The organism is Pantoea sp. YU22 (assembly GCF_003970755.1).
GTDB classification, from domain to species: domain Bacteria; phylum Pseudomonadota; class Gammaproteobacteria; order Enterobacterales; family Enterobacteriaceae; genus Pantoea; species Pantoea piersonii.
Map to the genome: position 1 here is coordinate 313626 of NZ_RYDU01000002.1, position 21020 is coordinate 334645.

Here is a 21020-nt window from a genome sequence, read left to right on the forward strand (position 1 = left end):
CTGTCCCTTTTTTTCCGGCATTAACGCTGGTAGATGATTTCGACGCCTTCGTCGTCATCTTCGTCCCAGTCGTCATCCCACTCTTCATCTTCTTCTTCAACCACGCTTTCCATCGCTTCACGGTGGTAATCATCCCACATGAATTCGACTTTCTCGGGTTTCTTCTCTTCTTCTTCCGCTTCTTTCGGGTTGGCGTTGATGAAACTCATCACGTCCCAGCAGAGATCCTGAACGCCCTGGCGGCTTGCCGCAGAGATCAGGTAATACTTCCCTTCCCAGCCCAGCGCATCAGCAATCGTTTTGGCGCGCGCCTGCGCTTCCTCTTCGCTGATCAGGTCAACTTTGTTGAACACCAGCCAGCGCGGCTTGTTGAAAAGCTTGTCGCTGTACTTCTCCAGCTCGCCGAGAATAATACGCGCGTTTTCCACCGGATCGGACTCATCAATCGGCGCGATATCGATCAGGTGCAGCAGCACGCGGCAGCGCTCCAGGTGCTTCAGGAAGCGGATGCCGAGGCCTGCGCCTTCGGCGGCGCCTTCAATCAGGCCCGGGATATCGGCAACCACAAAGCTCTGCTCGCTATCCATGCGCACCACGCCCAGGCTCGGCACCAGCGTGGTAAACGGATAGTCTGCCACTTTTGGTTTAGCTGCCGATACGGCGCGGATAAAGGTCGATTTGCCGGCGTTCGGCAGGCCCAGCATGCCGACGTCAGCCAGCAGCATCAGCTCCAGCTGTAAATCGCGCTTCTCGCCCGGTGTACCCATGGTTTTCTGACGCGGCGTACGGTTTACTGAAGATTTAAAGCGGGTGTTGCCCAGCCCGTGCCAGCCGCCTTTGGCGACCATCAGCTTTTGCTCATGGCGCGTCATGTCTCCCAGCGTTTCGCCGGTACCCTGATCGATCACGCGCGTGCCGACCGGCACCTTAACGATGATGTCCTGACCGCGCTTGCCGGTACAGTCCCGGCTCTGGCCGTTCTGACCGCGTTCGGCGCGGAAAGATTTTTCAAAGCGGTAGTCAATCAGGGTATTCAGGTTTTCGTCGGCAACCAGATAAACGTCGCCGCCGTCGCCGCCGTCGCCGCCGTCCGGACCGCCTTTAGGAATATATTTCTCACGGCGGAAGCTGACGCAGCCATTGCCGCCATCGCCGGCAACCACCAGGATTGTCGCTTCATCAACAAACTTCATTTTATTTCTCCGTCACACAGTCGTCCACGCTCCTGAGAGAGCAGCGGACGGGTCCGCCAGGGTCTGTCTGCGCTGACCGGCGGCGGATAAATCAGGACTGATTTGCATCAGGCGTACATAAAGTGTACAGCAATACAGAACGACAGGTCGCAGAATGTAAAAAGCCCCGCAATGGCTGCGGGGCTTTTATTCGTGCGTTCAGACAGTCGCTGTCTGCGTCACGACAACCTTACTCAGCAACGATGCTGATGTATTTACGGTTGTTCGGACCTTTCACTTCGAATTTTACTTTGCCGTCTGCGGTAGCGAACAGAGTGTGGTCACGACCACAACCTACGTTGTTACCGGCGTGGAATTTAGTGCCACGCTGACGAACGATGATGCTACCTGCCAGAACAGATTCGCCACCGAAACGTTTTACACCCAGACGTTTTGCATTGGAGTCACGACCGTTACGAGTCGAGCCACCAGCCTTTTTATGTGCCATTTGTCAGATCTCCTCTTAAGCGCTGATGCCAGTAATTTTCACATCAGTGAACCACTGACGGTGGCCAGCCTGCTTACGGTAGTGCTTACGACGACGAAACTTAACGATTTTAACTTTCTCGCCACGACCGTGAGCAACGATTTCAGCCTTGATCACGCCGCCTGAAACCAGTGGCGCGCCGATTTTCACGTCTTCGCCATTTGCGATCATCAGCACCTGGTCAAACTCAATGGTTTCACCGGTTGCGATGTCCAGCTTTTCCAGGCGAACGGTCTGACCTTCGCTTACTCGGTGTTGTTTACCACCACTTTGGAAAACCGCGTACATATAAAACTCCGCTTCTGCGCATGCCTTTCGTTCATCAGGCGGCGCGATAAATATTCACAATAGGGCGCGAATTCTACGCAAAACTCCAGCAGAAGACAAGTGCACTTTGCACTCTCTTGCAGAAAAAAAACACAGGCCGATCGCAAACGTTTCTCATCCGGAAAATTCAAGTACAATCAGTAACAGATTACCTGAACTCAGGCTGGTTAAAGCACGTACCATGAGCCGTTGAAACGAGTCAAAGCTGAACAGACGAATGAACTTAGAACAAATTAATGAATTAACCGCGCAGGATATGGCGGCCGTCAACCAGACCATCCTCGACCAGCTGAATTCCGAGGTCTCGCTGATTAATCAGCTGGGCTATTACATCATCAGCGGCGGCGGTAAGCGCATCCGTCCGATGATCGCCGTGCTCTCAGCACGCGCGCTGGGCTATCAGGGCGAACTGCACGTCACTAACGCGGCGCTGATCGAATTTATCCACACCGCGACGCTGCTGCATGACGACGTGGTGGATGAATCCGATATGCGTCGCGGCAAAGCCACCGCGAACGCAGCGTTCGGCAATGCGGCCAGCGTGCTGGTCGGCGATTTTATCTACACCCGCGCTTTCCAGATGATGACCAGCATGGGTTCGCTGCGTATCCTGGCGCTGATGTCCGAAGCGGTGAACGTGATTGCCGAAGGCGAAGTGCTGCAGCTGATGAACGTCAATGACCCTGACATCACCGAAGAGAGCTATATGCGCGTGATTTACAGCAAAACCGCGCGTTTGTTCGAGGCGGCGTCGCAGGCATCCGCCATTCTCGCCGAAGCGACTCCGGCGCAGGAAAAAGCGATGCAGGATTACGGTCGCTTTCTCGGCACGGCTTTCCAGTTAATCGACGATCTGCTCGACTACAGCGCCGACGGCGCCACGCTGGGCAAAAATACCGGCGACGATCTGAGCGAGGGCAAGCCGACGCTGCCGCTGCTGCATGCGATGCATAACGGCACGCCGGAACAGACGAAAATGATCCGCGAAGCGATCGAACAGGGCAATGGCCGTCATCTTCTCGAACCGGTGCTGGCCGCGATGCAGCAGTGCGGCTCGCTGGAGTGGACGCGCAAGCGCGCCGAACAGGAAGCGGACAAAGCGATTGAGGCGCTCAGCGCGCTGCCGGAATCCCCCTGGCGCAGCGCGCTTGAAGCGCTGGCGCATATGTCTGTACAGCGCGATTTCTGATATCTCCCGGAGCTGCCTGCGCAGCTCCGCTCTCTTCTTTCCTCTCTGCCTCGACTTTTTCAGCAATACATTCTGCCTGTTGCCGTACTTTTGCGTAGTGGTGCGCACTTCTCGGGACTGATCCAAAAATTACTGGAAAGAAATGGAACGTTTCTGTTATAAAATTTCTATAAATTTCCAGATAAGAGAAACCGATAACGCCCCCTGGCTCTACAGGGAACAGACATGCAAGGAACAAGGAGAATGCGATATGCAAAAAAGGAATAAAGACTGGCATCCCGCCGATGTGATAGCCGCGCTGCGCAGACGCGGTACGACGCTGGCGGCATTATCACGCCAGGCAGGGTTGAGTTCATCCACGCTGGCGAATGCCCTGTCGCGTCCCTGGCCAAAAGGTGAATGGCTGATTGCCGACGCGATTAACGTCCATCCCGCAGAGATCTGGCCAAGCCGCTACTACGATCCGAAAACGCACCTGCTGCTGGATCGTAAAAAGCGTATTCGATCCCCCGCAGGGAGTGAGAAGTGCAAGCAGGATCCCACCAGCACCTGAAGATCGTTCAGCCACAAAAAAACCAGCCGCGCGAACGTGGCTGGTTTCAGTAACGATAAAAGACGCGCTTACTCGCCGCTTACGCGCTCAATCTGTGCGCCCATCGCCTTCAGCTTGTCTTCGATGTGCTCATAGCCGCGATCGATATGGTAGATGCGATCCACCAGCGTCGTGCCTTCAGCAATGCAGCCCGCCAGCACCAGGCTCGCCGATGCGCGCAGGTCGGTCGCCATCACCTGCGCGCCGGAGAGTTTTTCCACGCCGTGACAGATAGCGGTGTTGCTCTCGATCTCTGCGTGCGCGCCCATGCGGATCAGCTCAGGGATATGCATAAAGCGGTTTTCGAAAATCGTTTCAGTGATCACGCCCGTCCCTTCCGCGACCAGGTTAAGCAGGGTGAACTGCGCCTGCATATCCGTCGGGAAGCCAGGGTGCGGTGCGGTACGCACGTTTACCGCTTTAGGGCGTTTGCCGTGCATATCCAGGCTGATCCAGTCGTCGCCGGTTTCAATGTCGGCGCCCGCATCGCGCAGCTTCGCCAGTACGGCGTCCAGCGTGTCCGGCTGGGTGTTGCGGCACAGCACTTTACCGCCCGAGATCGCCGCCGCCACCAGGAAGGTGCCGGTTTCGATACGATCCGGCAGCACGCGATAGACGCCGCCGCCCAGACGCTCTACGCCTTCAATGGTGATCTTATCGGTGCCTGCACCGCTGATCTTCGCGCCCAGCGTAATCAGGAAGTTGGCGGTATCGACAATTTCCGGCTCACGCGCCGCGTTCTCAATGATGGTGACGCCGGTTGCCAGCGTCGCCGCGCTCATGATAGTGACCGTCGCGCCGACGCTCACTTTATCCATCACGATATGCGCGCCTTTCAGACGGCCGTTGACAGAGGCTTTAACGTAGCCCTCTTCCAGCTTGATCTCCGCGCCCAGCTGCTCCAGACCCGTAATATGCAGATCGACCGGACGCGCGCCAATCGCGCAGCCGCCCGGCAGAGAAACCTGTCCCTGGCCAAAGCGCGCCACCAGCGGGCCCAGCGCCCAGATAGATGCGCGCATGGTTTTCACCAGCTCATACGGCGCGCAGTAGATATCGACCTGGCTGGCATCAACGTGGACGGAACCGTTGCGCTCAACCTTCGCACCCAGCTGGCTCAGCAGCTTCATAGTGGTATCGATATCGCGCAGCTTCGGCACGTTCTGGATCTCGACCGGCTCTTCAGCCAGCAACGCAGCAAACAGAATCGGCAGCGCGGCATTTTTCGCCCCGGAAATGGTCACTTCACCACTCAGACGGGTGGGGCCTTGCACACGAAATTTGTCCATTAACACGGCTCTCAATTAACTAAAGACGGGTAGAGCTCGCCAGCGGCGAGCGCCCATGGTGAAGGCTCAGAAACCGTTGAGTTTACGGTCACGCGCCCATTCAGCAGGGGTATAGGTTTTAATGGAGACGGCATGAATGCGGTTGTCGGCAATGTATTCCATCAGCGGCGCGTAAACGGCCTGCTGTTTCTTCACACGGCTCAGCTCGCCAAACATTTCACCTACGGCAATCACCTGAAAGTGGCTGCCGTCGTTGCTCATCACATGCACTTCTTCCAGCGGCAGCGCTTTCATCAGCACGGCCTGAATTTCACTGTTTTCCATTGCTCATTACTTAAGTTGAAAATGATAAAGGGTAACATCTTAGAGGAAAGCGGCGGACTCTTAAACATGGAAAAGCCCCTGCGAAAAACAGGGGCTTAACAGAGCAGAAAGCGATCAGCTGCTTTTTTCCGCAGAAACAATAATCTGCTGAAGATTGTAGAGAGTAATCAGCGACTGCAATTTATCGCTGATGCCGCTAAAACGCGGCGTGACGCCCTGCGCGCGCGCGATTTCCCGCAGATGCACCAGCAAAGCCAGACCGGCTGAATCGACGCGCGCCAGTCCAGAGACATCAATAATCTCCGCTTTGTCGATCAGCGTGTCGCGCTGCTGCCACAGCGCCAGCAGCGTATCGCGGTTCAGTTCGCCGTACAGCGACAGCGTGCTGGCGTCACGCTGCCAGCGTAATGACTCATGCATCGTTACTGTTTATCCAGCGTAATCGGCTGCGCCGCGTAGGTTTTAAGCTGTGCGGTCAGGCCGTCGATGCCTTTGGTGCGCAGCAGGTCGCTCCATTCGTTCTGTTTGGTGGTGATCATGCTGACCCCTTCCGCCACCATATCGTAAGCCTGCCAGTTTCCGGTCTGGCTGTTCTTACGCCACTGGAAATCCAGACGTACCGGCGGGCGACCGTTGGGATCGATAATGGTCACGCGAATCGCGATGATATTGGCGTTGCCCAGCGGCTGCTCCGGCTGGATCTGATAAGTCTGGCCGTGATAGAGCGCCAGCGCCTGGCCGTAAGCCTGCGCCAGATAATCGCCGAACGCGCTGAAATAGGCTTCACGCTGCGCCGGCGTCGCTTCCCGGTAGTAGCGGCCCAGCACTAACGCGCCGGCATATTTGATCTGCACGTAAGGCAGCAGCTCCTGGCGCACCACGTCGCGCAGGTAGTTGGGGTTCTGCTTGATTTTCGGCTGCTCGTTTTTCAGGCGGGTGAAGGTTTTCGCCGCCGCCTCGTTCATCAGCTTATAGGGGTTGGTTTGATCGGCTGCATTCGCCGCAGCCAGCGGCGCGATGACCAGCATGGCAACCATTAGTAAACGCTTAAACATCAATTTTTACCTCTCAGGGTTGGGCCGGGGCCGCAGGCGCGCTGTCGGCGCTCTGCGGATCCTTGTTATTCGTGCCATTTTTATTGTCGCCGCCGCTCTTATACAGGAACTGACCAATCAGGTCTTCAAGCACGATAGCCGACTTGGTATCGCGGAGCGTATCGCCGTCTTTCAGCATCGCCGAACCCAGCTCGGGATCGTCGAAACCTAAATTCAACGCTAAAAACTGCTCGCCGAGTAAGCCTTGCGTGCGGATCGCCAGCGAGCTGGTGTCGGAAATCTTATTGGCGTACTCATCGCTGATCGCCATAGTAACGCGCGGCAGCAGGGTTTTAGGTTCAAGAGAGATGTCGGTAACGCGGCCAATGACCACGCCGCCAATTTTGACCGGCGAGCTCACTTTCAGCCCGCCGATGTTATCGAAGGTAGCATAGAGCTGCCAGGTCGGCTGCGTGCCGAGCGACTTAAGATCCGCTACGCGCAGGCAGAGAAACAGCATCGCCACCAGCGCCAGAAGCATAAACACGCCAACCCAAATTTCGCTTTTTTTGCTTTGCATTGCTTTAGTTCCCAAACATCAGTGCTGTCAGCACAAAATCCAGACCGAGCACCGCCAGTGAGGCGTGCACCACGGTGCGCGTCGTCGCGCGGCTGATCCCTTCAGAGGTCGGAATCGCGTCGTAACCGTTAAACAGCGCGATCCAGGTGACCGTCACGGCAAAAACGGCGCTTTTGATAATGCAGTTGATTACGTCCGTGCGGAAATCGACCGCGTTTTGCATCGCCGACCAGAAAAAGCCAGGATCGATGCCCTTCCAGCTCACGCCTACCAGCGCGCCGCCTGCGATACCGACGGCGGTGAAGATCAGCGCCAGCAGCGGCATGCTGATAAAACCCGCCCAGAAGCGCGGCGAAACAACGCGACGCAGCGGATCTACCGCCATCATTTCCATGCTGGAGAGCTGCTCGGTCGCCTTCATCAGGCCAATCTCCGCCGTCAGCGCCGATCCGGCGCGGCCAGCAAACAGCAGCGCCGTGACCACCGGTCCCAGCTCGCGCAGCAGCGACAGCGCCACCAGCATGCCGAGACTGGTTTCCGCACTGTAGGTCGTCAGCACCAGATAGCCTTGCAGCCCCAGCACCATGCCGATAAACAGCCCGGAAACCACGATGATCAGCAGCGACAAAACGCCGACGCTGTAAAGCTGCCTGATAAGCAGCGGCGCGTGTTTACGAAAGGCAGGTTTGCCCACCAGTGCGTGAAACAGCATTAAGCCTGCCCGGCCAAAGGTGGAACAGGTATTGATTCCCCGACGTCCCAATGACGCCAGCGCCTTTAACAACATTGGCTTACATTCTCCCTGAGCCGGTTAAATCGGCAAGATAGTCTCCGGCGGCAAACCGGAACGGGACAGGTCCGTCCGCAATCCCATCCAGAAACTGACGCACGCGCGGATCGGGGTTTTCCCGCAGCTCCGGCGTGCTGCCCTGAGCGATGATTTTCTGCCCGGCTACGATATAGGCCCTGTCGGCGATGCTGAGTACCTCAGGCACATCGTGCGATACCACAATGCAGGTCAGACCCAGCGAGTGGTTCAGTTCGTCGATCAGCTTTACCAGCACGCCCATGGTAATGGGATCCTGGCCGACGAACGGTTCGTCAAACATAATCAGCTCTGGCTCAAGCGCGATAGCGCGGGCCAGCGCCGCACGCCGCGCCATACCGCCGGAGAGCTCCGCCGGCTTTAGCTGCGCCGCGCCGCGTAATCCCACCGCTTCCAGCTTCATCATCACCGTGCTGTGCAGCAGCGGCGCAGGAAGCTGAGTATGCTCACGCAGCGGCCAGGCCACGTTTTCATAGACGGTCAGATCGGTGAACAGCGCGCCGGACTGGAACAGCATGCTCATCTTTTTACGGGTTTCATAGAGTTTCGCGCGGGACAGCCGAGGAATGTTTTCGCCGCGAAACCAGATCTCGCCCCGATCGGGCTGCAGCTGGCCGCCAATCAGACGCAGCAGCGTAGTTTTACCTATGCCCGACGGTCCCATAATGGCCGTGACTTTTCCCTTTGGCACCGTCAACGAAATATCGTCGAAAATCGGACGATCGCCGCGTGAAAAACTGACGCCACGAACCTCAACCAGGTTCGTTTCCTGTTGGTCCATTATTACCTCTTCTGTGGAGCGGGCGTTATAAAGCGTACGATGGTAGCCTGTAACACGCCAGTGCACGATAGCTTTACAGAAACTTACCGCCTTCATTTGGCTAAAGCGGGCATAAAATTTACTTTTGCCGCTCAGACGGTCAAAATCAGCGCCTGTTTATGATGACAGAACCTGAAACCTGCCGCACAAGACGTGCCGGCAACGCATTTCATCCAAGGATTTTCCATGTTCGTAGCCTCTGCCCTGCTGATCATCGGTTTGATTTTACTGGCTTATGGTGCCGATCGCCTGGTGTTTAGCGCCGCGATCCTGTGTCGATCCTTTGGTATCCCGCCTCTGATTATCGGCATGACGGTCGTCAGCATCGGCACATCGCTGCCGGAGATGATCCTCTCTTTTTCAGCAGCGCAGCATGGCCAGATGGATCTCGCCGTAGGCACGGCGCTGGGCTCCAACATTACCAATATTTTACTGATACTCGGCGGCGCGGCGCTGCTGCACCCTCTGAACATATACTCCAACCTGGTACGACGCGAGCTGCCGCTGATGCTGCTGGTTTCGCTACTCAGCGGCCTGATGCTGTTCGACAACTACCTGAGCCGTCTTGACGGTCTTGGCCTGATCGCTATCGCCATCGTCTATTTGCTGGTGGCGATCCGCTTTGCCCGCCGCGCCGAACGCGACAATAGCGACACCCTGACGCGCGAACAGCTTGCGGAGCTGCCGCGTGAAGAGAGCGGCAATACAGTAGCCTTTCTCTGGCTGGCGGTCGCGCTGATTATTTTGCCGATGGCGACGCGCATGGTCATCGATAACGCTACCGCCTTTGCCGATTATTTCGGCGTCAGCGAACTGGTGATGGGCGGGACGCTGATCGCGGTAGGCACCAGTCTGCCGGAGCTGGCGACCGTGCTGGCAGGCGCGCTGAAAGGCGAAGATGATATCGCTATCGGTAATTTAATCGGCGCCAATATTTATAATATCGCCATCGTGCTGGGCTTACCGGCGCTGATAAATCCCGGCAGCGTCGATGAACACGCTTTTGCGCGCGATTACTGGGTGATGCTGGGAGTCAGCGTGCTGTTCGCCCTGCTCTGCCTGCAGCGCAGCCGCCGTATCGGCCGCGTTGCGGGTGCATTCTTACTCTGTGGTTTCATCGTCTGGGGCGCGCTTTTGTGGATTCAGCCCGCTTTCATCGACGGATAACAAAGGACCGATTTGCCATGTCAACTCAGCTTTCAATTGCGAATTTCGACTTTCAGACGGCGGGAAAAGCGGTACTGCGCATAGAGCGTGAAGGTCTGGAGCAGCTGGACCAGTATATTAACGACGACTTCACGCGCGCCTGCGAGATGATCTATCGCTGTCAGGGCAAAGTCGTCGTCATGGGCATGGGCAAATCGGGCCATATCGGCAAAAAGATGGCCGCCACCTTCGCCAGTACCGGCACGCCCGCTTTTTTCGTGCATCCCGGCGAAGCCAGCCACGGCGATCTCGGCATGGTCGGCCGCAGCGATATCGTGCTCGCCATCTCCAACAGCGGCGAGTCCAATGAGATTCTGGCGCTGATCCCGGTGCTGAAGCGACAGCATGTGAAGCTTATCTGCCTTACCAGCCGCCCCGACAGCGCGATGGGCCGCGTCGCGGACGTGCACCTGTGCGTGAAAGTGCCGCAGGAGGCCTGCCCGCTCGGACTCGCTCCCACCAGCAGCACTACTGCGACGCTGGTGATGGGCGATGCGCTGGCGGTCGCGCTGCTGGAAGCGCGCGGCTTTACCGCAGAAGATTTCGCGCTGTCGCATCCGGGCGGCGCGCTGGGACGCAAGCTGCTGCTGCACGTCAGCGACATTATGCACAGCGGCGACGAGATCCCGCACGTTACGCGCGACGCCTCGCTGCGCGACGCGCTGCTGGAGATCACGCGTAAAAATTTAGGGCTGACGGTAATTGTCGACGATCTGATGAAGATCGAAGGCATCTTTACCGACGGCGACCTGCGCCGCATCTTCGATATGGGCATCGACTTCCAGAAAGCCACTATTTCAGAAGTGATGACGCGCGGTGGCATTCGGGTTCGTCCCAATATGCTGGCGGTAGAAGCGCTGAACCTGATGCAAAACAAAAACATTACCGCGCTGCTGGTGGCCGATGACGATCGTCTGCTCGGTGTGGTACATATGCATGACATGCTGCGCGCCGGCGTAGTCTGAACAGGAAACGAGAATGTCGGTAAATACTTCCCTGGTGGAAACCTGCTACGGCCCGGTCAGCGCGGAGGTGATGGCGCGTGCCAGCCAGATCCGTCTGCTGATTTGCGACGTCGACGGCGTTATGTCGGACGGCGTGATCTATATGGGTAATAATGGCGAAGAGCTAAAAGCCTTTAACGTGCGCGACGGCTACGGCATCCGCTGTTTGCTAACCTCTGATATAGAGGTGGCGATTATTACCGGGCGCAATGCGCGCCTGATGGAGGATCGCTGCAAAACTTTAGGCATTCGTCATCTTTACCAGGGACAGTCGGATAAGCTTTTGGCCTATCGCGAACTTCTGGATAAACTGTCGCTTTCCGACGAACAGGTCGCCTATATCGGCGATGACCTTATCGACTGGCCGGTGATGGCCCGCGTAGGGCTGAGCGTGGCGGTAGCGGATGCGCATCCGGTATTGCTGCCGCGCGCCCATTACGTCACGCGCATCGCAGGCGGACGCGGCGCAGTGCGCGAACTGTGCGACCTGATTTTAATGGCGCAGAACAAATTTGAGGATGCCAAAGGGCAATCAGTATGAATAAAAGCAGGCGTTGGATAACGCTGATTCTGGCCTTGATTGCGCTGGTGCTGATCGGCTGGAACCTGACCAGCCAGGATGACAATAGTGCGCCGGTCGCCGCCAACGATCAGGAGCCGACCTATACCAGCGCGAATTCGAATACCGTGGTCTACAACCCGCAAGGGGCGCTGGCCTACAAACTGGTGTCGGAAAAAGTGACCTATTTCTCGGCGGATGAGGTGAGCTGGTTCGATAAACCGGTCATGACCACCTACGACGAAAATAAGGTGCCGACCTGGTCCGTGCGCGCCGATAAAGCCAAATTAACGAAAGATCGTATGCTGTATCTGTATGGCCATGTCGAGGTGAATACCCTGACGCAGGATTCGCAGCTTCAGCGCATCAAAACTGACAACGCGCAGGTCAACCTCGTCTCGCAGGATGTGACGTCCGACGATCAGGTGACCTTATTCGGGCGCGGTTTTAACTCTACCGGCATGAAGATGCGCGGAAATTTACGGACGAAAAACGCCGAGTTGATTGAAAAGGTCAAAACTTATTATGAAATCCAAAATGCACAACAACAGCCTTAAGTTTTTCCTGGTCGGCGCGCTGCTGGCGGCCAGTTTGCCCGCGCTGGCGGTGACCGGCGACTCGGACAAACCCGTCAACATCGATTCCGAGAACCAGGCGCTTGACCTGCAAGGCAATGTGGCGACCTTTACCGGCAACGTCATCGTGACCCAGGGAACGATCAAAATCACCGCCGATAAAGTGGTGGTGACGCGTCCCGGCGGCGACAGCAACAAAACCATCGTCGATGCCTACGGCAATCCTGCCACCTTCTATCAGATGCAGGACAGCGGCAAGCCGGTTCAGGGCCACGCCGCCAAACTGCACTATGAGCTGGCGAAAGATTTCGTTGAGCTGACCGGCAACGCCTACATTGAGCAGCAGGACAGCAATATTAAAGGCGACCGCATCACCTATCTGGTCAAAGAGCAGAAAATGCAGGCCTACAGCCAGGGCCAGAGCAAACGCGTCACCACCGTGCTGGTGCCGTCGCAGCTGCAGGACAAGAACGCTAACAGCCCGAAAAAGAGTAACTGATCGCTATGGCCACATTAATCGCAGAAAACCTGGCGAAGGCCTATAAAGGCCGTCGCGTGGTGGAAGATGTCAGCCTGCAGGTGAAATCCGGCGAGATCGTCGGCCTGCTCGGCCCCAACGGCGCGGGTAAGACCACCACCTTCTATATGGTCGTCGGCATCGTGCCGCGCGACGCTGGCCGCATCGTGATCGACCAGGAAGATATCAGCATTCTGCCGCTGCACGCGCGCGCGCGGCGCGGTATCGGCTATCTGCCGCAGGAAGCGTCGATTTTCCGCCGCCTGAGCGTCTATGACAACCTGATGGCGGTACTGCAAATCCGCGACGATCTTACCGAAGAGCAGCGCCAGGATCGCGCCAACGAGCTGATGGATGAGTTTCATATCGCCCATCTGCGCGACAGCATGGGTCAGGCGCTGTCGGGCGGCGAACGCCGCCGCGTAGAAATTGCCCGCGCGCTGGCCGCTAACCCTAAATTTATCCTGCTTGATGAGCCTTTTGCCGGCGTCGATCCCATCTCGGTTATCGACATCAAAAAGATCATCGAGCACCTGCGCGACAGCGGCCTCGGCGTATTGATCACCGACCACAACGTGCGTGAAACCCTGGCGGTTTGCGAACGCGCTTATATCGTCAGCCAGGGGCGCCTTATCGCTCACGGCACGCCGAACGAAATTCTTGCAGATGAGCAGGTTAAACGGGTTTATTTGGGCGAAGAGTTCAGACTCTGATAAGGTGTCGTTAATACGATGTTTGCTTAGGAAATTCCGTCCTGAATATGAAGCAAGGTTTGCAACTCAGGTTCAGCCAACAGCTGGCAATGACTCCGCAGTTGCAGCAGGCAATCCGGCTGCTGCAGCTCTCTACGCTTGAGCTGCAGCAAGAGCTGCAGCTGGCGCTGGAGAGCAATCCGCTGCTGGAGCAGGCTGAAGTGCATGAAGAGATCGACAGCCGCGACTATCAGGAAGATGAGGTGCTGGACACGCGCGAGGCGCTTGAACAGAAAGAGATGCCGGACGATCTGCCGCTCGACGCCACCTGGGACGAAATGTACACCGCAGGCACGCCTTCCGGCACCGGCACTGACTATCAGGATGACGAGCTGCCGATCTATCAGGGCGAAACGACCCAGTCGCTGCAGGATTACCTGATGTGGCAGGTGGATCTGACCCCTTTCACCGATACCGATCGCGCTATCGCCACCTCGATCGTCGATGCTATCGACGATACCGGATACCTTACCGTTTCGCTTGACGAGATCCTCGACAGCATGGGTAATGACGAACTGGGGCTGGATGAAGTCGAGGCGGTGCTGAAGCGCATTCAGCGCTTCGATCCCGTCGGCGTCGGCGCGCGCGATCTGCGCGACTGCCTGCTGGTGCAGCTTTCTCAGTTTGCGCCGACCACGCCAATGCTGGCCGAAGCGCGCCTGATTGTCAGCAACCACCTCGATCTGCTGGCTAACCACGATTTCCGCAGCCTGATGCGCGTAACCCGTTTCAAAGAAGATGTGCTGAAAGAGGCGATGCTGCTGATCCAGTCGCTGGATCCGCGTCCTGGCCAGTCGGTACAGACCGGCGAGCCGGAATATGTCATTCCCGACGTGCTGGTACGCAAGATCGGCACGCGCTGGACGGTTGAACTGAATGCCGACAGCGTGCCGCGTCTGAAGATCAATCAACACTACGCCGCCATGGGCGGCGCCGCGCGTAACGACAGCGACAGCCAGTTTATCCGCAGCAACCTGCAGGAGGCGCGATGGCTGATTAAAAGCCTGGAAAGCCGCAACGATACGCTGCTGAAAGTAACGCGCTGCATCGTTGAGCAGCAGCAGGCTTTTTTCGAGCAGGGCGAAGAATTTATGCGTCCGATGGTGCTGGCGGATATCGCGCAGGCCGTCGATATGCATGAGTCCACCATTTCGCGCGTGACCACGCAGAAATATCTGCACAGCCCGCGCGGCATCTTTGAACTTAAATATTTTTTCTCCAGCCACGTCAATACCGAAGGCGGCGGCGAAGCCTCCTCAACGGCTATCCGCGCGCTGGTGAAAAAATTAATCTCGGCGGAGAATCCCGCTAAACCCTTGAGTGACAGTAAGCTTACCTCCATGTTATCTGAACAAGGCATCATGGTGGCGCGCCGAACCGTCGCTAAATATCGCGAGTCTTTATCTATCCCGCCCTCCAACCAGCGTAAACAGCTGGTTTGACAGAAATGAGAAGGAAGACCTATGCAGCTAAACCTCACTGGGCAAAATGTTGAAATCACCGAAGCGCTGCGTGAATTCATCAGCAACAAATTTGCCAAACTGGAACACTATTTCGATCGTATCAATCAGGTTTATATTGTTCTGAAAGTGGAAAAGGTCACCCAGGTTGCGGAAGCGACCTTGCATGTCAACGGCGGCGAGCTGCACGCCACGGCGGAAGCGGAAGATATGTATGCGGCGCTTGACGGGCTGGTCGATAAACTCGCCCGTCAGCTAACCCGGCATAAAGACAAACTGAAAAAACACTAACCTTCACGCTTGCAGAGCGCGCGCCGCGCGCTCAGGGCGGTCTGGATGGGGCGGATTTACCGCCCCGTTTTGCCATCTGTGCAAGCGCCACGGGATACCGCGCGGTCGTTAAGCGCGGCAGGCCCGCGGCTCTGTGAACTCGCAAGTGAAACGACAATGAACAACGATCTGACACTGGAACTGAGCACCGTGCTGACGCCGGACTGTACGCGCAACGGCGTACACTGCCAGAGTAAAAAGCGCGCGCTGGAAATTATCAGCGAACTGGCAGCGAAGCAGCTTAATCTGCCGCATCAAACGCTGTTTGAAGCGATCCTGACCCGTGAGCGCATGGGCAGTACCGGTATCGGCAACGGTATCGCTATTCCGCACGGCAAGCTGGAAGAGGACACGCTGCGCGCCGTAGGCGTCTTTATCAGCCTTGACCAGCCTATCGCATTCGACGCGGTGGACAACCAGCCGGTTGATCTGCTGTTTGCGCTGCTGGTGCCCGCGGACCAGTGCAAAACCCACCTGCACACCCTGTCTCTGGTCGCGAAACGTCTGGCGGACAAGACCGTGTGTCGCCGCCTGCGCGCGGCACAAAGCGATGAAGAACTCTACGCCATTATTACAGAAGCTCCAGAGGAGCAGTAACGCGCGCTGCGCTTTTACCGGCGTGCGTGCCGGTTTAAAACGGGAGAGAAGGTCATGGTGCTGATGATCGTTAGCGGTCGGTCAGGCTCAGGAAAATCGGTGGCGCTACGCGCGCTTGAAGATATGGGTTTCTACTGCGTCGATAACCTGCCCGTGGTGCTGTTGCCCGAGCTGGCGAACTCGCTGGTGGAGCGTAATATTTCGGCTGCCGTCAGCATCGACGTGCGCAACATGCCGGAGTCGCCGGAAATTTTTGAAAATGCGCTGAACAATCTGCCGGACGCCTTTTCACCGCAGCTGCTGTTTCTGGACGCCGATCGCAATACGCTGATCCGCCGCTACAGCGACACGCGCCGCCTGCATCCGCTCTCCAGTAAAAACCTGTCGCTGGAAAGCGCTATCGACGAAGAGAACGATCTGCTGGAGCCGCTGCGCTCACGGGCCGATTTGATTATCGATACGTCTGAGATGTCGGTTCACGAGCTGGCGGAGATGCTGCGCACGCGGCTGCTGGGCAAGCGCGAACGCGAGCTGACGATGGTGTTTGAATCATTTGGCTTCAAGCATGGCATCCCTATCGATGCCGACTACGTTTTCGACGTGCGCTTTCTGCCTAACCCGCACTGGGATCCCAAGCTGCGCCCAATGACCGGCCTCGATCGCCCCGTAGCGGCGTTTCTCGATCGCCATACCGAAGTGCACAACTTTATCTACCAGACGCGCAGCTACCTCGAGCTGTGGCTGCCGATGCTGGAAACCAACAACCGCAGCTATCTCACCGTCGCTATCGGTTGTACGGGCGGTAAACACCGTTCGGTTTATATCGCTGAGCAGCTGGCGGACTACTTCCGCTCACGCGGCAAAAACGTACAGTCTCGCCATCGCACGCTGGAAAAACGCAAATCATGACCGTCAAACAAACTGTAGAAATTAAAAATAAGCTGGGCATGCATGCGCGTCCGGCCATGAAGCTGTTTGAACTGGTGCAGAGCTTTAACGCTGAGGTTCTGCTGCGTAATGAGGCCGGGACCGAGGCGGAGGCCAGCAGCGTTATCGCGCTGCTGATGCTCGATTCGGCAAAAGGCGGGCATATTGAAATCGAAGCCAGCGGCCCGGAAGAACAGCAGGCGCTGGCTGCCGTTATTGAGCTTTTCGAGGCTGGCTTCGACGAAGACTAATCGCTAGTTAAGATGATTACGCAGCAGGAAGCCTTCACCGCCCAGCTGGCGCATCTGGCGCATAATCCACTGCTGACGCTGGCGTATGTAGCCTGAGGGCGCATCGGCGCGAAACCGGATGGGATTAGGCAGCACGGCCGCCAGCAGCGCGGCTTCTGCTATCGTCAGGCGGCTGGCCGGTTTATGAAAATAACGCTGCGCCGCCGCTTCTACGCCAAAGGTTCCCTGACCAAATTCGGCAATATTAAGGTAGACCGTCAGAATGCGCCGTTTGGTCCAGACGGTTTCAATGCCGACCGTTAATCCCGCTTCCAGCCCCTTTCGCACCCAGCTGCGTCCATCCCAGAGAAAAAGATTCTTTGCCGTTTGCTGCGACAGCGTCGAAGCGCCGCGCATGCGCTCGCTTTCGCTGCCCAGCGCCGTTTCAATCGCATTGACGTCAAAGCCCCAGTGCTCTGGGAATTTCTGGTCTTCCGAGGCGATAACCGCCAGCCCCATCCAGGGAGAGATCTCGTCGTGCCCCACCCAGTCGGAATGCGCTACGTAATGAAAATCGCCGCGCAGCCAGGCGCCAATCTGCCGTTCCGCCATCACCGCTGAAAACGGCACGGGAAGAAAGGCAAACAGGGCAATTCCAGCCGCCCAGATACCCAATATAACGACAACAGCGCCGATACCGGCTCGTTTAATGCGACGCCAGCGGCTCCCTTTATTCTTGCTCATGCAATGTTCTCTTACCTGTTCCCTGCATTAATCAATTACCAGCGTGATGAAAGCCCCGTCTTGGTCAAAATCGCTGAAGAAGCGCAATAAGATGCGTTTTTTTTAATCTCAGCAGCGACATTCTACCCTCTAAATATTAAGACAGATCGAATGACATCAAGCACTTCCATCAAAAAGGAATCGGTTCCATACTTGTTTATCGCTTATCCCTTTCCACACCATATACTTAACCATTTGTGATAAGGATCGTTTTGAATCATTCACCTTTCTAAACTGTGCCTTTTGGCGCGCTGTTCTGCTTTTCACCATTTGACCATGATGGTTACACAATATACACCGTCAGGCTGCTAATTTGATCTTTCTGGTGACCTCTCAGGCGCTCAGTTGCCCGGCTGAAACCCTGCAAATCAACAGGACTTAAATCAAATCTGGAACTTTAGGGTCATGCTTTCCAAAACGTTTTGGATAAAGTGAGGTTAATACCCTGTTATCCCATAAATTTCATTGTGTTACATTGATAAAAAGCGGCCCTGGCGGGTCAGACCCTTTTTCCCGTGTTTGAGACCATGTTCCGATCGTTCAGGCAAACAAAAACCGCACAAAAAATAGAACAATTGGTCAAAATAAGCGCAATGCAACGCAGAAATTAATTCCTTGCTTGACTGTGTTGCCAAATTAATGTTTTCTGTATTTAAACGCTGCTCAACATCACACATTTTAATGAATCTTTCCCTGGTCATTAATGAATTTGCTAAGGTGATGACAGACGTTAACCAATACCACGCTGCTGCACTTTAACTCCTCTAAGTATAGCAACAGCGCCTTTTTCCCTGGTGTTGGCGCAGTATTCGCGCACCCCGGTCTTCGACTGGGGTCATTTTTTTTAAGCCCCTGGCTTTTCTCTTTCCGCTACCCAGTCACGCAGCACCTGAACGTCATGACGCCACTCCTGTTTTAGCTCTTCAATCCATTCGCCTACGTTGTCCCACCATGCCGGCAGTTCCGGGCTCTGGATCTGCTTAGCCACCTGCTGTAGATGCTGTAACCCGACCGATCCCGCCGCGCCTTTGATTTTGTGCCCCTCTTCCGCAATGCCTTTCTGATCGCGCGCCATCAGATTTGAATCCAGCACCTCAAGATAGCCAGGCATCATCTGTTCAAACATCGTCAGGCTCTGCGTAATCAGGCTGGGGCCCACCAGCTCGATATATTGCTCCAGCATCGGCACATCAAGCAGCGTGCGCGTCTTGTCATCGCTTTCGGGACGGTCAGCCTCGCTCTCTTCGCTCTGATGATCCCAGAACTTTTTAATCATGGCGGTCAGCGCCGGCACGGATAGCGGCTTGCTGAGCACATCGTCCATGCCGGCATCCAGATACTCTTTCTTATCCTTGAGCACGTTGGCGGTCAGCGCCACCAGCGGCGGCAGGCTGGCGCCTGGGTAGCGCTGATGAATAGCGCGCGAGACGTCGAGACCGGTCATATCCGGCAGCTGGATATCCAGCAGGGCGAGATCGAACTCCAGCGGGTCGAACATCTCCAGCGCGGCCTGGCCGGTCATGGCGACTTCAACGCTACAGCCAAGCTTCTCCAGCACCGAGCGCGCCACGATCACGTTCAGCTCGATATCTTCTACCAGCAAGACGTGCAGCGCCGGCAGCGGCATGCTGTCGTCTCTGTCGTCATCCTCCACCTCTTCCGCCACGCGTGGCGCTTTGATCAGCACGGTAAAGCAGGAGCCTTGTCCCGGCGCGCTGCGCACGCTGATATCACCGCCCATCGCCTGCGCCAGTCGACGCGATACCGCCAGTCCGATGCCGGTGCCGGTCGCCGGTTTGCCGCCGTGCTGATCTTTCACCTGATAGTACATGGCGAAGATCTTGTCCTGCTCCTCCTGCGGAATCCCCTGCCCGGAGTCCTCAACCTCAAAGCGCAGCGTCTCGTTCTGCTCATAGGCGACGCGCACTACGATCTCCCCATGCTGGGTAAACTTCACTGCGTTGCCGATGAGGTTCCACAGAATCTGACGCAGGCGCGTGCCGTCCGCGCAAATCTTATGCGGCAGCGGCAGGTTCGGTGCCATAACGAACTTCAGTCCCTTCGGCTGCGCCAGCAGTCCAGAGAGGTTCTCCAGATCCGCGAGGAAGCCGGTGAAGTCGAGCGGCTGGTTATCCAGCTGCACCTTGCGGCGCTCGATCTTGTCCACCTCAATGACGTCGTTAAAGATATTGCCCAGCGTAATAGCGGAAACGTGGATAGTTTTCAGGTATTTCAACTGCTCCTGATTGAGATCGGTATCAAGCAGAATACGGCTCAGGCCGACAATGCCGTTAAGCGGCGTACGCAGCTCATGGCTGATAGTAGAGATAAAGGTGGTTTTCTCCCGGCTGGCGTTCTCCAGTGCGTCCTGATAGCGTTTACGCTCGGTTATATCGCGGCCGAAGCCCATCAGTCCGCTGCGTTTGCCTACGCGGTCGTAGTAAGGCACTTTGCGGATTTCAAAACAGGCTTTGCGCCCGTCAGGGTATTGCAGCCACTGTTCGTAGGTAAGCGAGACGTTATGACGGAAGACCTTCTCATCCGTCTCCAGCACTTTGGTAGCGGCATCCTCGTCGTAAATATCGCGCGGCGTCAGGCCAATCAGCTGTTTTTCGCTTTTTCCGGTCAGCAGCTCCATAGCGCGGTTACAGCCGGAGAATTGCTTGTCGATGTTGCGGTAGAACACCAGATCGGGGGAAGCATCGAGGAAAGAGCGCAGAAATGAGGATTGCTGTTCCAGCTCGATCTGCGCCTGTTCACGGCGGGCCATCTCTTCGCGCAGCTTATCCATCACCTGCTCGCGCGCCTGCTCCGCTTTAATACGATCGCTAATTTCCTGGTTGAGCTGTGTAATGGTCTCTTTCATCTGCTGGTTTAGCTCTAAATCGCGGGTGCGCATCTCCTCCAGCTTATCCACCAGCCGCGACAGACGCTGGCGTGACTCTTCCAGCTGATCGACCACCACGGAGAGAAAGTAGACCGCCCAGGGCGTAATCAGCAGCCCGAAGAAAACCGAGCGGACGACGTCAATGCTCTCGACATGTCCGCGCAGCACCATGGTCACCGCCATCTGCACGACCATCGCCAGCACCACCAGCGCCGACGCCAGCAACAGCGAAAAACGCACCAGTCCCAGCTTAACCATTAAATCAACGTAATACTGCGCCAGCAGGCGAATCTGTTTCATACGAACTCCCTGGAAAAGAACAGGCTCATCATAGCGTAATTACCCTACCGTTGGCGCGACGACGCGCAGGAAAGCGCGCGTTATGCCCTGTTATGGTGCATCTGACGCCACGATCGGCGACGATGTCCGCGCAGACGCTAAATCACTTGACTAATTGTGCCAACCGAATAATCTGGAGGGCCGCCTGTTTACC

General features: G+C 56.4%; 25 protein-coding genes. 13 read left to right on the forward strand and 12 right to left on the reverse strand.

Going from position 1 to position 21020, the window contains the following annotated elements; all coding sequences use genetic code 11:
• Nucleotides 1-20: 20 nt before the first annotated feature.
• The 3 genes from cgtA to rplU all read right to left on the reverse strand — a co-directional run bounded on the left by cgtA (nucleotide 21) and on the right by rplU (nucleotide 2007).
• A complete protein-coding gene (gene cgtA, locus EKL29_RS05900; RefSeq protein ID WP_126689112.1) occupies nucleotides 21-1193 on the reverse strand; it encodes an Obg family GTPase CgtA in 1173 nt (390 codons plus the stop codon).
• Between the two features lie 229 nt (nucleotides 1194-1422).
• Nucleotides 1423-1680: a 50S ribosomal protein L27 gene (gene rpmA / locus EKL29_RS05905; RefSeq protein WP_006121751.1), complete on the reverse strand. Its 258-nt coding sequence runs from the start codon at nucleotides 1678-1680 to the stop codon at nucleotides 1423-1425.
• 15 nt (nucleotides 1681-1695) lie between these two features.
• Entirely contained in the window at nucleotides 1696-2007 is a 312-nt protein-coding gene (rplU, locus tag EKL29_RS05910) for a 50S ribosomal protein L21 (protein ID WP_033749281.1), read from the reverse strand.
• A gap of 256 nt (nucleotides 2008-2263) precedes the next feature.
• Between rplU and ispB the strand changes: the two genes are divergently transcribed.
• On the forward strand, nucleotides 2264-3235 hold the full coding sequence (gene ispB / locus EKL29_RS05915) for an octaprenyl diphosphate synthase (protein WP_120455376.1): 972 nt from the start codon (nucleotides 2264-2266) through the stop codon (nucleotides 3233-3235).
• Between the two features lie 250 nt (nucleotides 3236-3485).
• A complete protein-coding gene (locus EKL29_RS05920) occupies nucleotides 3486-3788 on the forward strand; it encodes a helix-turn-helix transcriptional regulator (protein WP_126689113.1) in 303 nt (100 codons plus the stop codon).
• Between the two features lie 68 nt (nucleotides 3789-3856).
• Here EKL29_RS05920 and murA read toward each other — a convergent pair whose 3' ends face one another.
• The 7 genes from murA to mlaF form a co-directional block, all read right to left on the reverse strand.
• A complete protein-coding gene (gene murA / locus EKL29_RS05925) occupies nucleotides 3857-5116 on the reverse strand; it encodes a UDP-N-acetylglucosamine 1-carboxyvinyltransferase (protein ID WP_126689114.1) in 1260 nt (419 codons plus the stop codon).
• A gap of 66 nt (nucleotides 5117-5182) precedes the next feature.
• Nucleotides 5183-5440 (reverse strand): BolA family iron metabolism protein IbaG, encoded by a 258-nt coding sequence (gene ibaG, locus EKL29_RS05930; protein ID WP_120455370.1) that lies wholly within the window; start codon nucleotides 5438-5440, stop codon nucleotides 5183-5185.
• Between the two features lie 114 nt (nucleotides 5441-5554).
• Complete coding sequence (mlaB, locus tag EKL29_RS05935; protein ID WP_126689115.1) at nucleotides 5555-5860, reverse strand: lipid asymmetry maintenance protein MlaB; 306 nt, start codon at nucleotides 5858-5860, stop codon at nucleotides 5555-5557.
• Nucleotides 5861-5862: 2 nt separating this feature from the next.
• Nucleotides 5863-6495: a phospholipid-binding protein MlaC gene (gene mlaC / locus EKL29_RS05940; RefSeq protein ID WP_120455366.1), complete on the reverse strand. Its 633-nt coding sequence runs from the start codon at nucleotides 6493-6495 to the stop codon at nucleotides 5863-5865.
• Nucleotides 6496-6508: 13 nt separating this feature from the next.
• Complete coding sequence (gene mlaD, locus EKL29_RS05945; RefSeq protein WP_120455364.1) at nucleotides 6509-7054, reverse strand: outer membrane lipid asymmetry maintenance protein MlaD; 546 nt, start codon at nucleotides 7052-7054, stop codon at nucleotides 6509-6511.
• A gap of 4 nt (nucleotides 7055-7058) precedes the next feature.
• Nucleotides 7059-7841, reverse strand: coding sequence for a lipid asymmetry maintenance ABC transporter permease subunit MlaE (gene mlaE / locus EKL29_RS05950; RefSeq protein ID WP_120455362.1), 783 nt, complete (start codon nucleotides 7839-7841; stop codon nucleotides 7059-7061).
• A 4-nt stretch (nucleotides 7842-7845) separates the two neighbouring features.
• Nucleotides 7846-8661: a phospholipid ABC transporter ATP-binding protein MlaF gene (gene mlaF / locus EKL29_RS05955; protein ID WP_120455360.1), complete on the reverse strand. Its 816-nt coding sequence runs from the start codon at nucleotides 8659-8661 to the stop codon at nucleotides 7846-7848.
• Between the two features lie 225 nt (nucleotides 8662-8886).
• Here mlaF and EKL29_RS05960 point away from each other — a divergent pair, with 225 nt between their 5' ends.
• The 11 genes from EKL29_RS05960 (at nucleotide 8887) to npr (ending at nucleotide 16878) form a co-directional block, all read left to right on the forward strand.
• On the forward strand, nucleotides 8887-9867 hold the full coding sequence (locus tag EKL29_RS05960; protein WP_120455358.1) for a calcium/sodium antiporter: 981 nt from the start codon (nucleotides 8887-8889) through the stop codon (nucleotides 9865-9867).
• A gap of 17 nt (nucleotides 9868-9884) precedes the next feature.
• The gene (kdsD, locus tag EKL29_RS05965) at nucleotides 9885-10871 is read left to right on the forward strand and encodes an arabinose-5-phosphate isomerase KdsD (RefSeq protein ID WP_120455356.1); all 987 of its coding nucleotides are present in this window, start codon (nucleotides 9885-9887) and stop codon (nucleotides 10869-10871) included.
• A 13-nt stretch (nucleotides 10872-10884) separates the two neighbouring features.
• Entirely contained in the window at nucleotides 10885-11451 is a 567-nt protein-coding gene (gene kdsC / locus EKL29_RS05970) for a 3-deoxy-manno-octulosonate-8-phosphatase KdsC (RefSeq protein WP_126689116.1), read from the forward strand.
• On the forward strand, nucleotides 11448-12026 hold the full coding sequence (gene lptC / locus EKL29_RS05975; RefSeq protein ID WP_126689117.1) for an LPS export ABC transporter periplasmic protein LptC: 579 nt from the start codon (nucleotides 11448-11450) through the stop codon (nucleotides 12024-12026). Before kdsC ends, lptC begins: the two co-directional genes overlap by 4 nt.
• Nucleotides 11995-12543, forward strand: a complete 549-nt coding sequence (gene lptA / locus EKL29_RS05980; RefSeq protein WP_120455351.1) for a lipopolysaccharide ABC transporter substrate-binding protein LptA — start codon at nucleotides 11995-11997, stop codon at nucleotides 12541-12543. The genes lptC and lptA overlap by 32 nt, the downstream gene beginning before the upstream one ends.
• 5 nt (nucleotides 12544-12548) lie before the next feature.
• Nucleotides 12549-13274 carry an LPS export ABC transporter ATP-binding protein gene (gene lptB / locus EKL29_RS05985; RefSeq protein ID WP_120455349.1) on the forward strand — a complete coding sequence of 242 codons (726 nt, stop codon included), beginning with the start codon at nucleotides 12549-12551 and terminating at the stop codon, nucleotides 13272-13274.
• Between the two features lie 47 nt (nucleotides 13275-13321).
• Nucleotides 13322-14755 (forward strand): RNA polymerase factor sigma-54, encoded by a 1434-nt coding sequence (gene rpoN / locus EKL29_RS05990; RefSeq protein WP_126689118.1) that lies wholly within the window; start codon nucleotides 13322-13324, stop codon nucleotides 14753-14755.
• 21 nt (nucleotides 14756-14776) lie between these two features.
• Nucleotides 14777-15064 (forward strand): ribosome hibernation promoting factor, encoded by a 288-nt coding sequence (gene hpf, locus EKL29_RS05995; RefSeq protein ID WP_120455346.1) that lies wholly within the window; start codon nucleotides 14777-14779, stop codon nucleotides 15062-15064.
• 156 nt (nucleotides 15065-15220) lie between these two features.
• On the forward strand, nucleotides 15221-15700 hold the full coding sequence (gene ptsN / locus EKL29_RS06000) for a PTS IIA-like nitrogen regulatory protein PtsN (protein ID WP_120455344.1): 480 nt from the start codon (nucleotides 15221-15223) through the stop codon (nucleotides 15698-15700).
• Between the two features lie 54 nt (nucleotides 15701-15754).
• Nucleotides 15755-16609: an RNase adapter RapZ gene (rapZ, locus tag EKL29_RS06005; RefSeq protein WP_120455342.1), complete on the forward strand. Its 855-nt coding sequence runs from the start codon at nucleotides 15755-15757 to the stop codon at nucleotides 16607-16609.
• Entirely contained in the window at nucleotides 16606-16878 is a 273-nt protein-coding gene (npr, locus tag EKL29_RS06010) for a PTS phosphocarrier protein NPr (RefSeq protein WP_126689119.1), read from the forward strand. Before rapZ ends, npr begins: the two co-directional genes overlap by 4 nt.
• Nucleotides 16879-16881: 3 nt before the next feature.
• On the opposite strand, the gene mtgA is transcribed toward npr, so the two are convergent.
• Together mtgA and arcB are read right to left on the reverse strand one after the other, a co-directional pair.
• A complete protein-coding gene (gene mtgA, locus EKL29_RS06015) occupies nucleotides 16882-17601 on the reverse strand; it encodes a monofunctional biosynthetic peptidoglycan transglycosylase (RefSeq protein ID WP_126689120.1) in 720 nt (239 codons plus the stop codon).
• A gap of 883 nt (nucleotides 17602-18484) precedes the next feature.
• On the reverse strand, nucleotides 18485-20827 hold the full coding sequence (arcB, locus tag EKL29_RS06020; protein ID WP_120455336.1) for an aerobic respiration two-component sensor histidine kinase ArcB: 2343 nt from the start codon (nucleotides 20825-20827) through the stop codon (nucleotides 18485-18487).
• Between the last annotated feature and the right edge of the window lie 193 nt (nucleotides 20828-21020).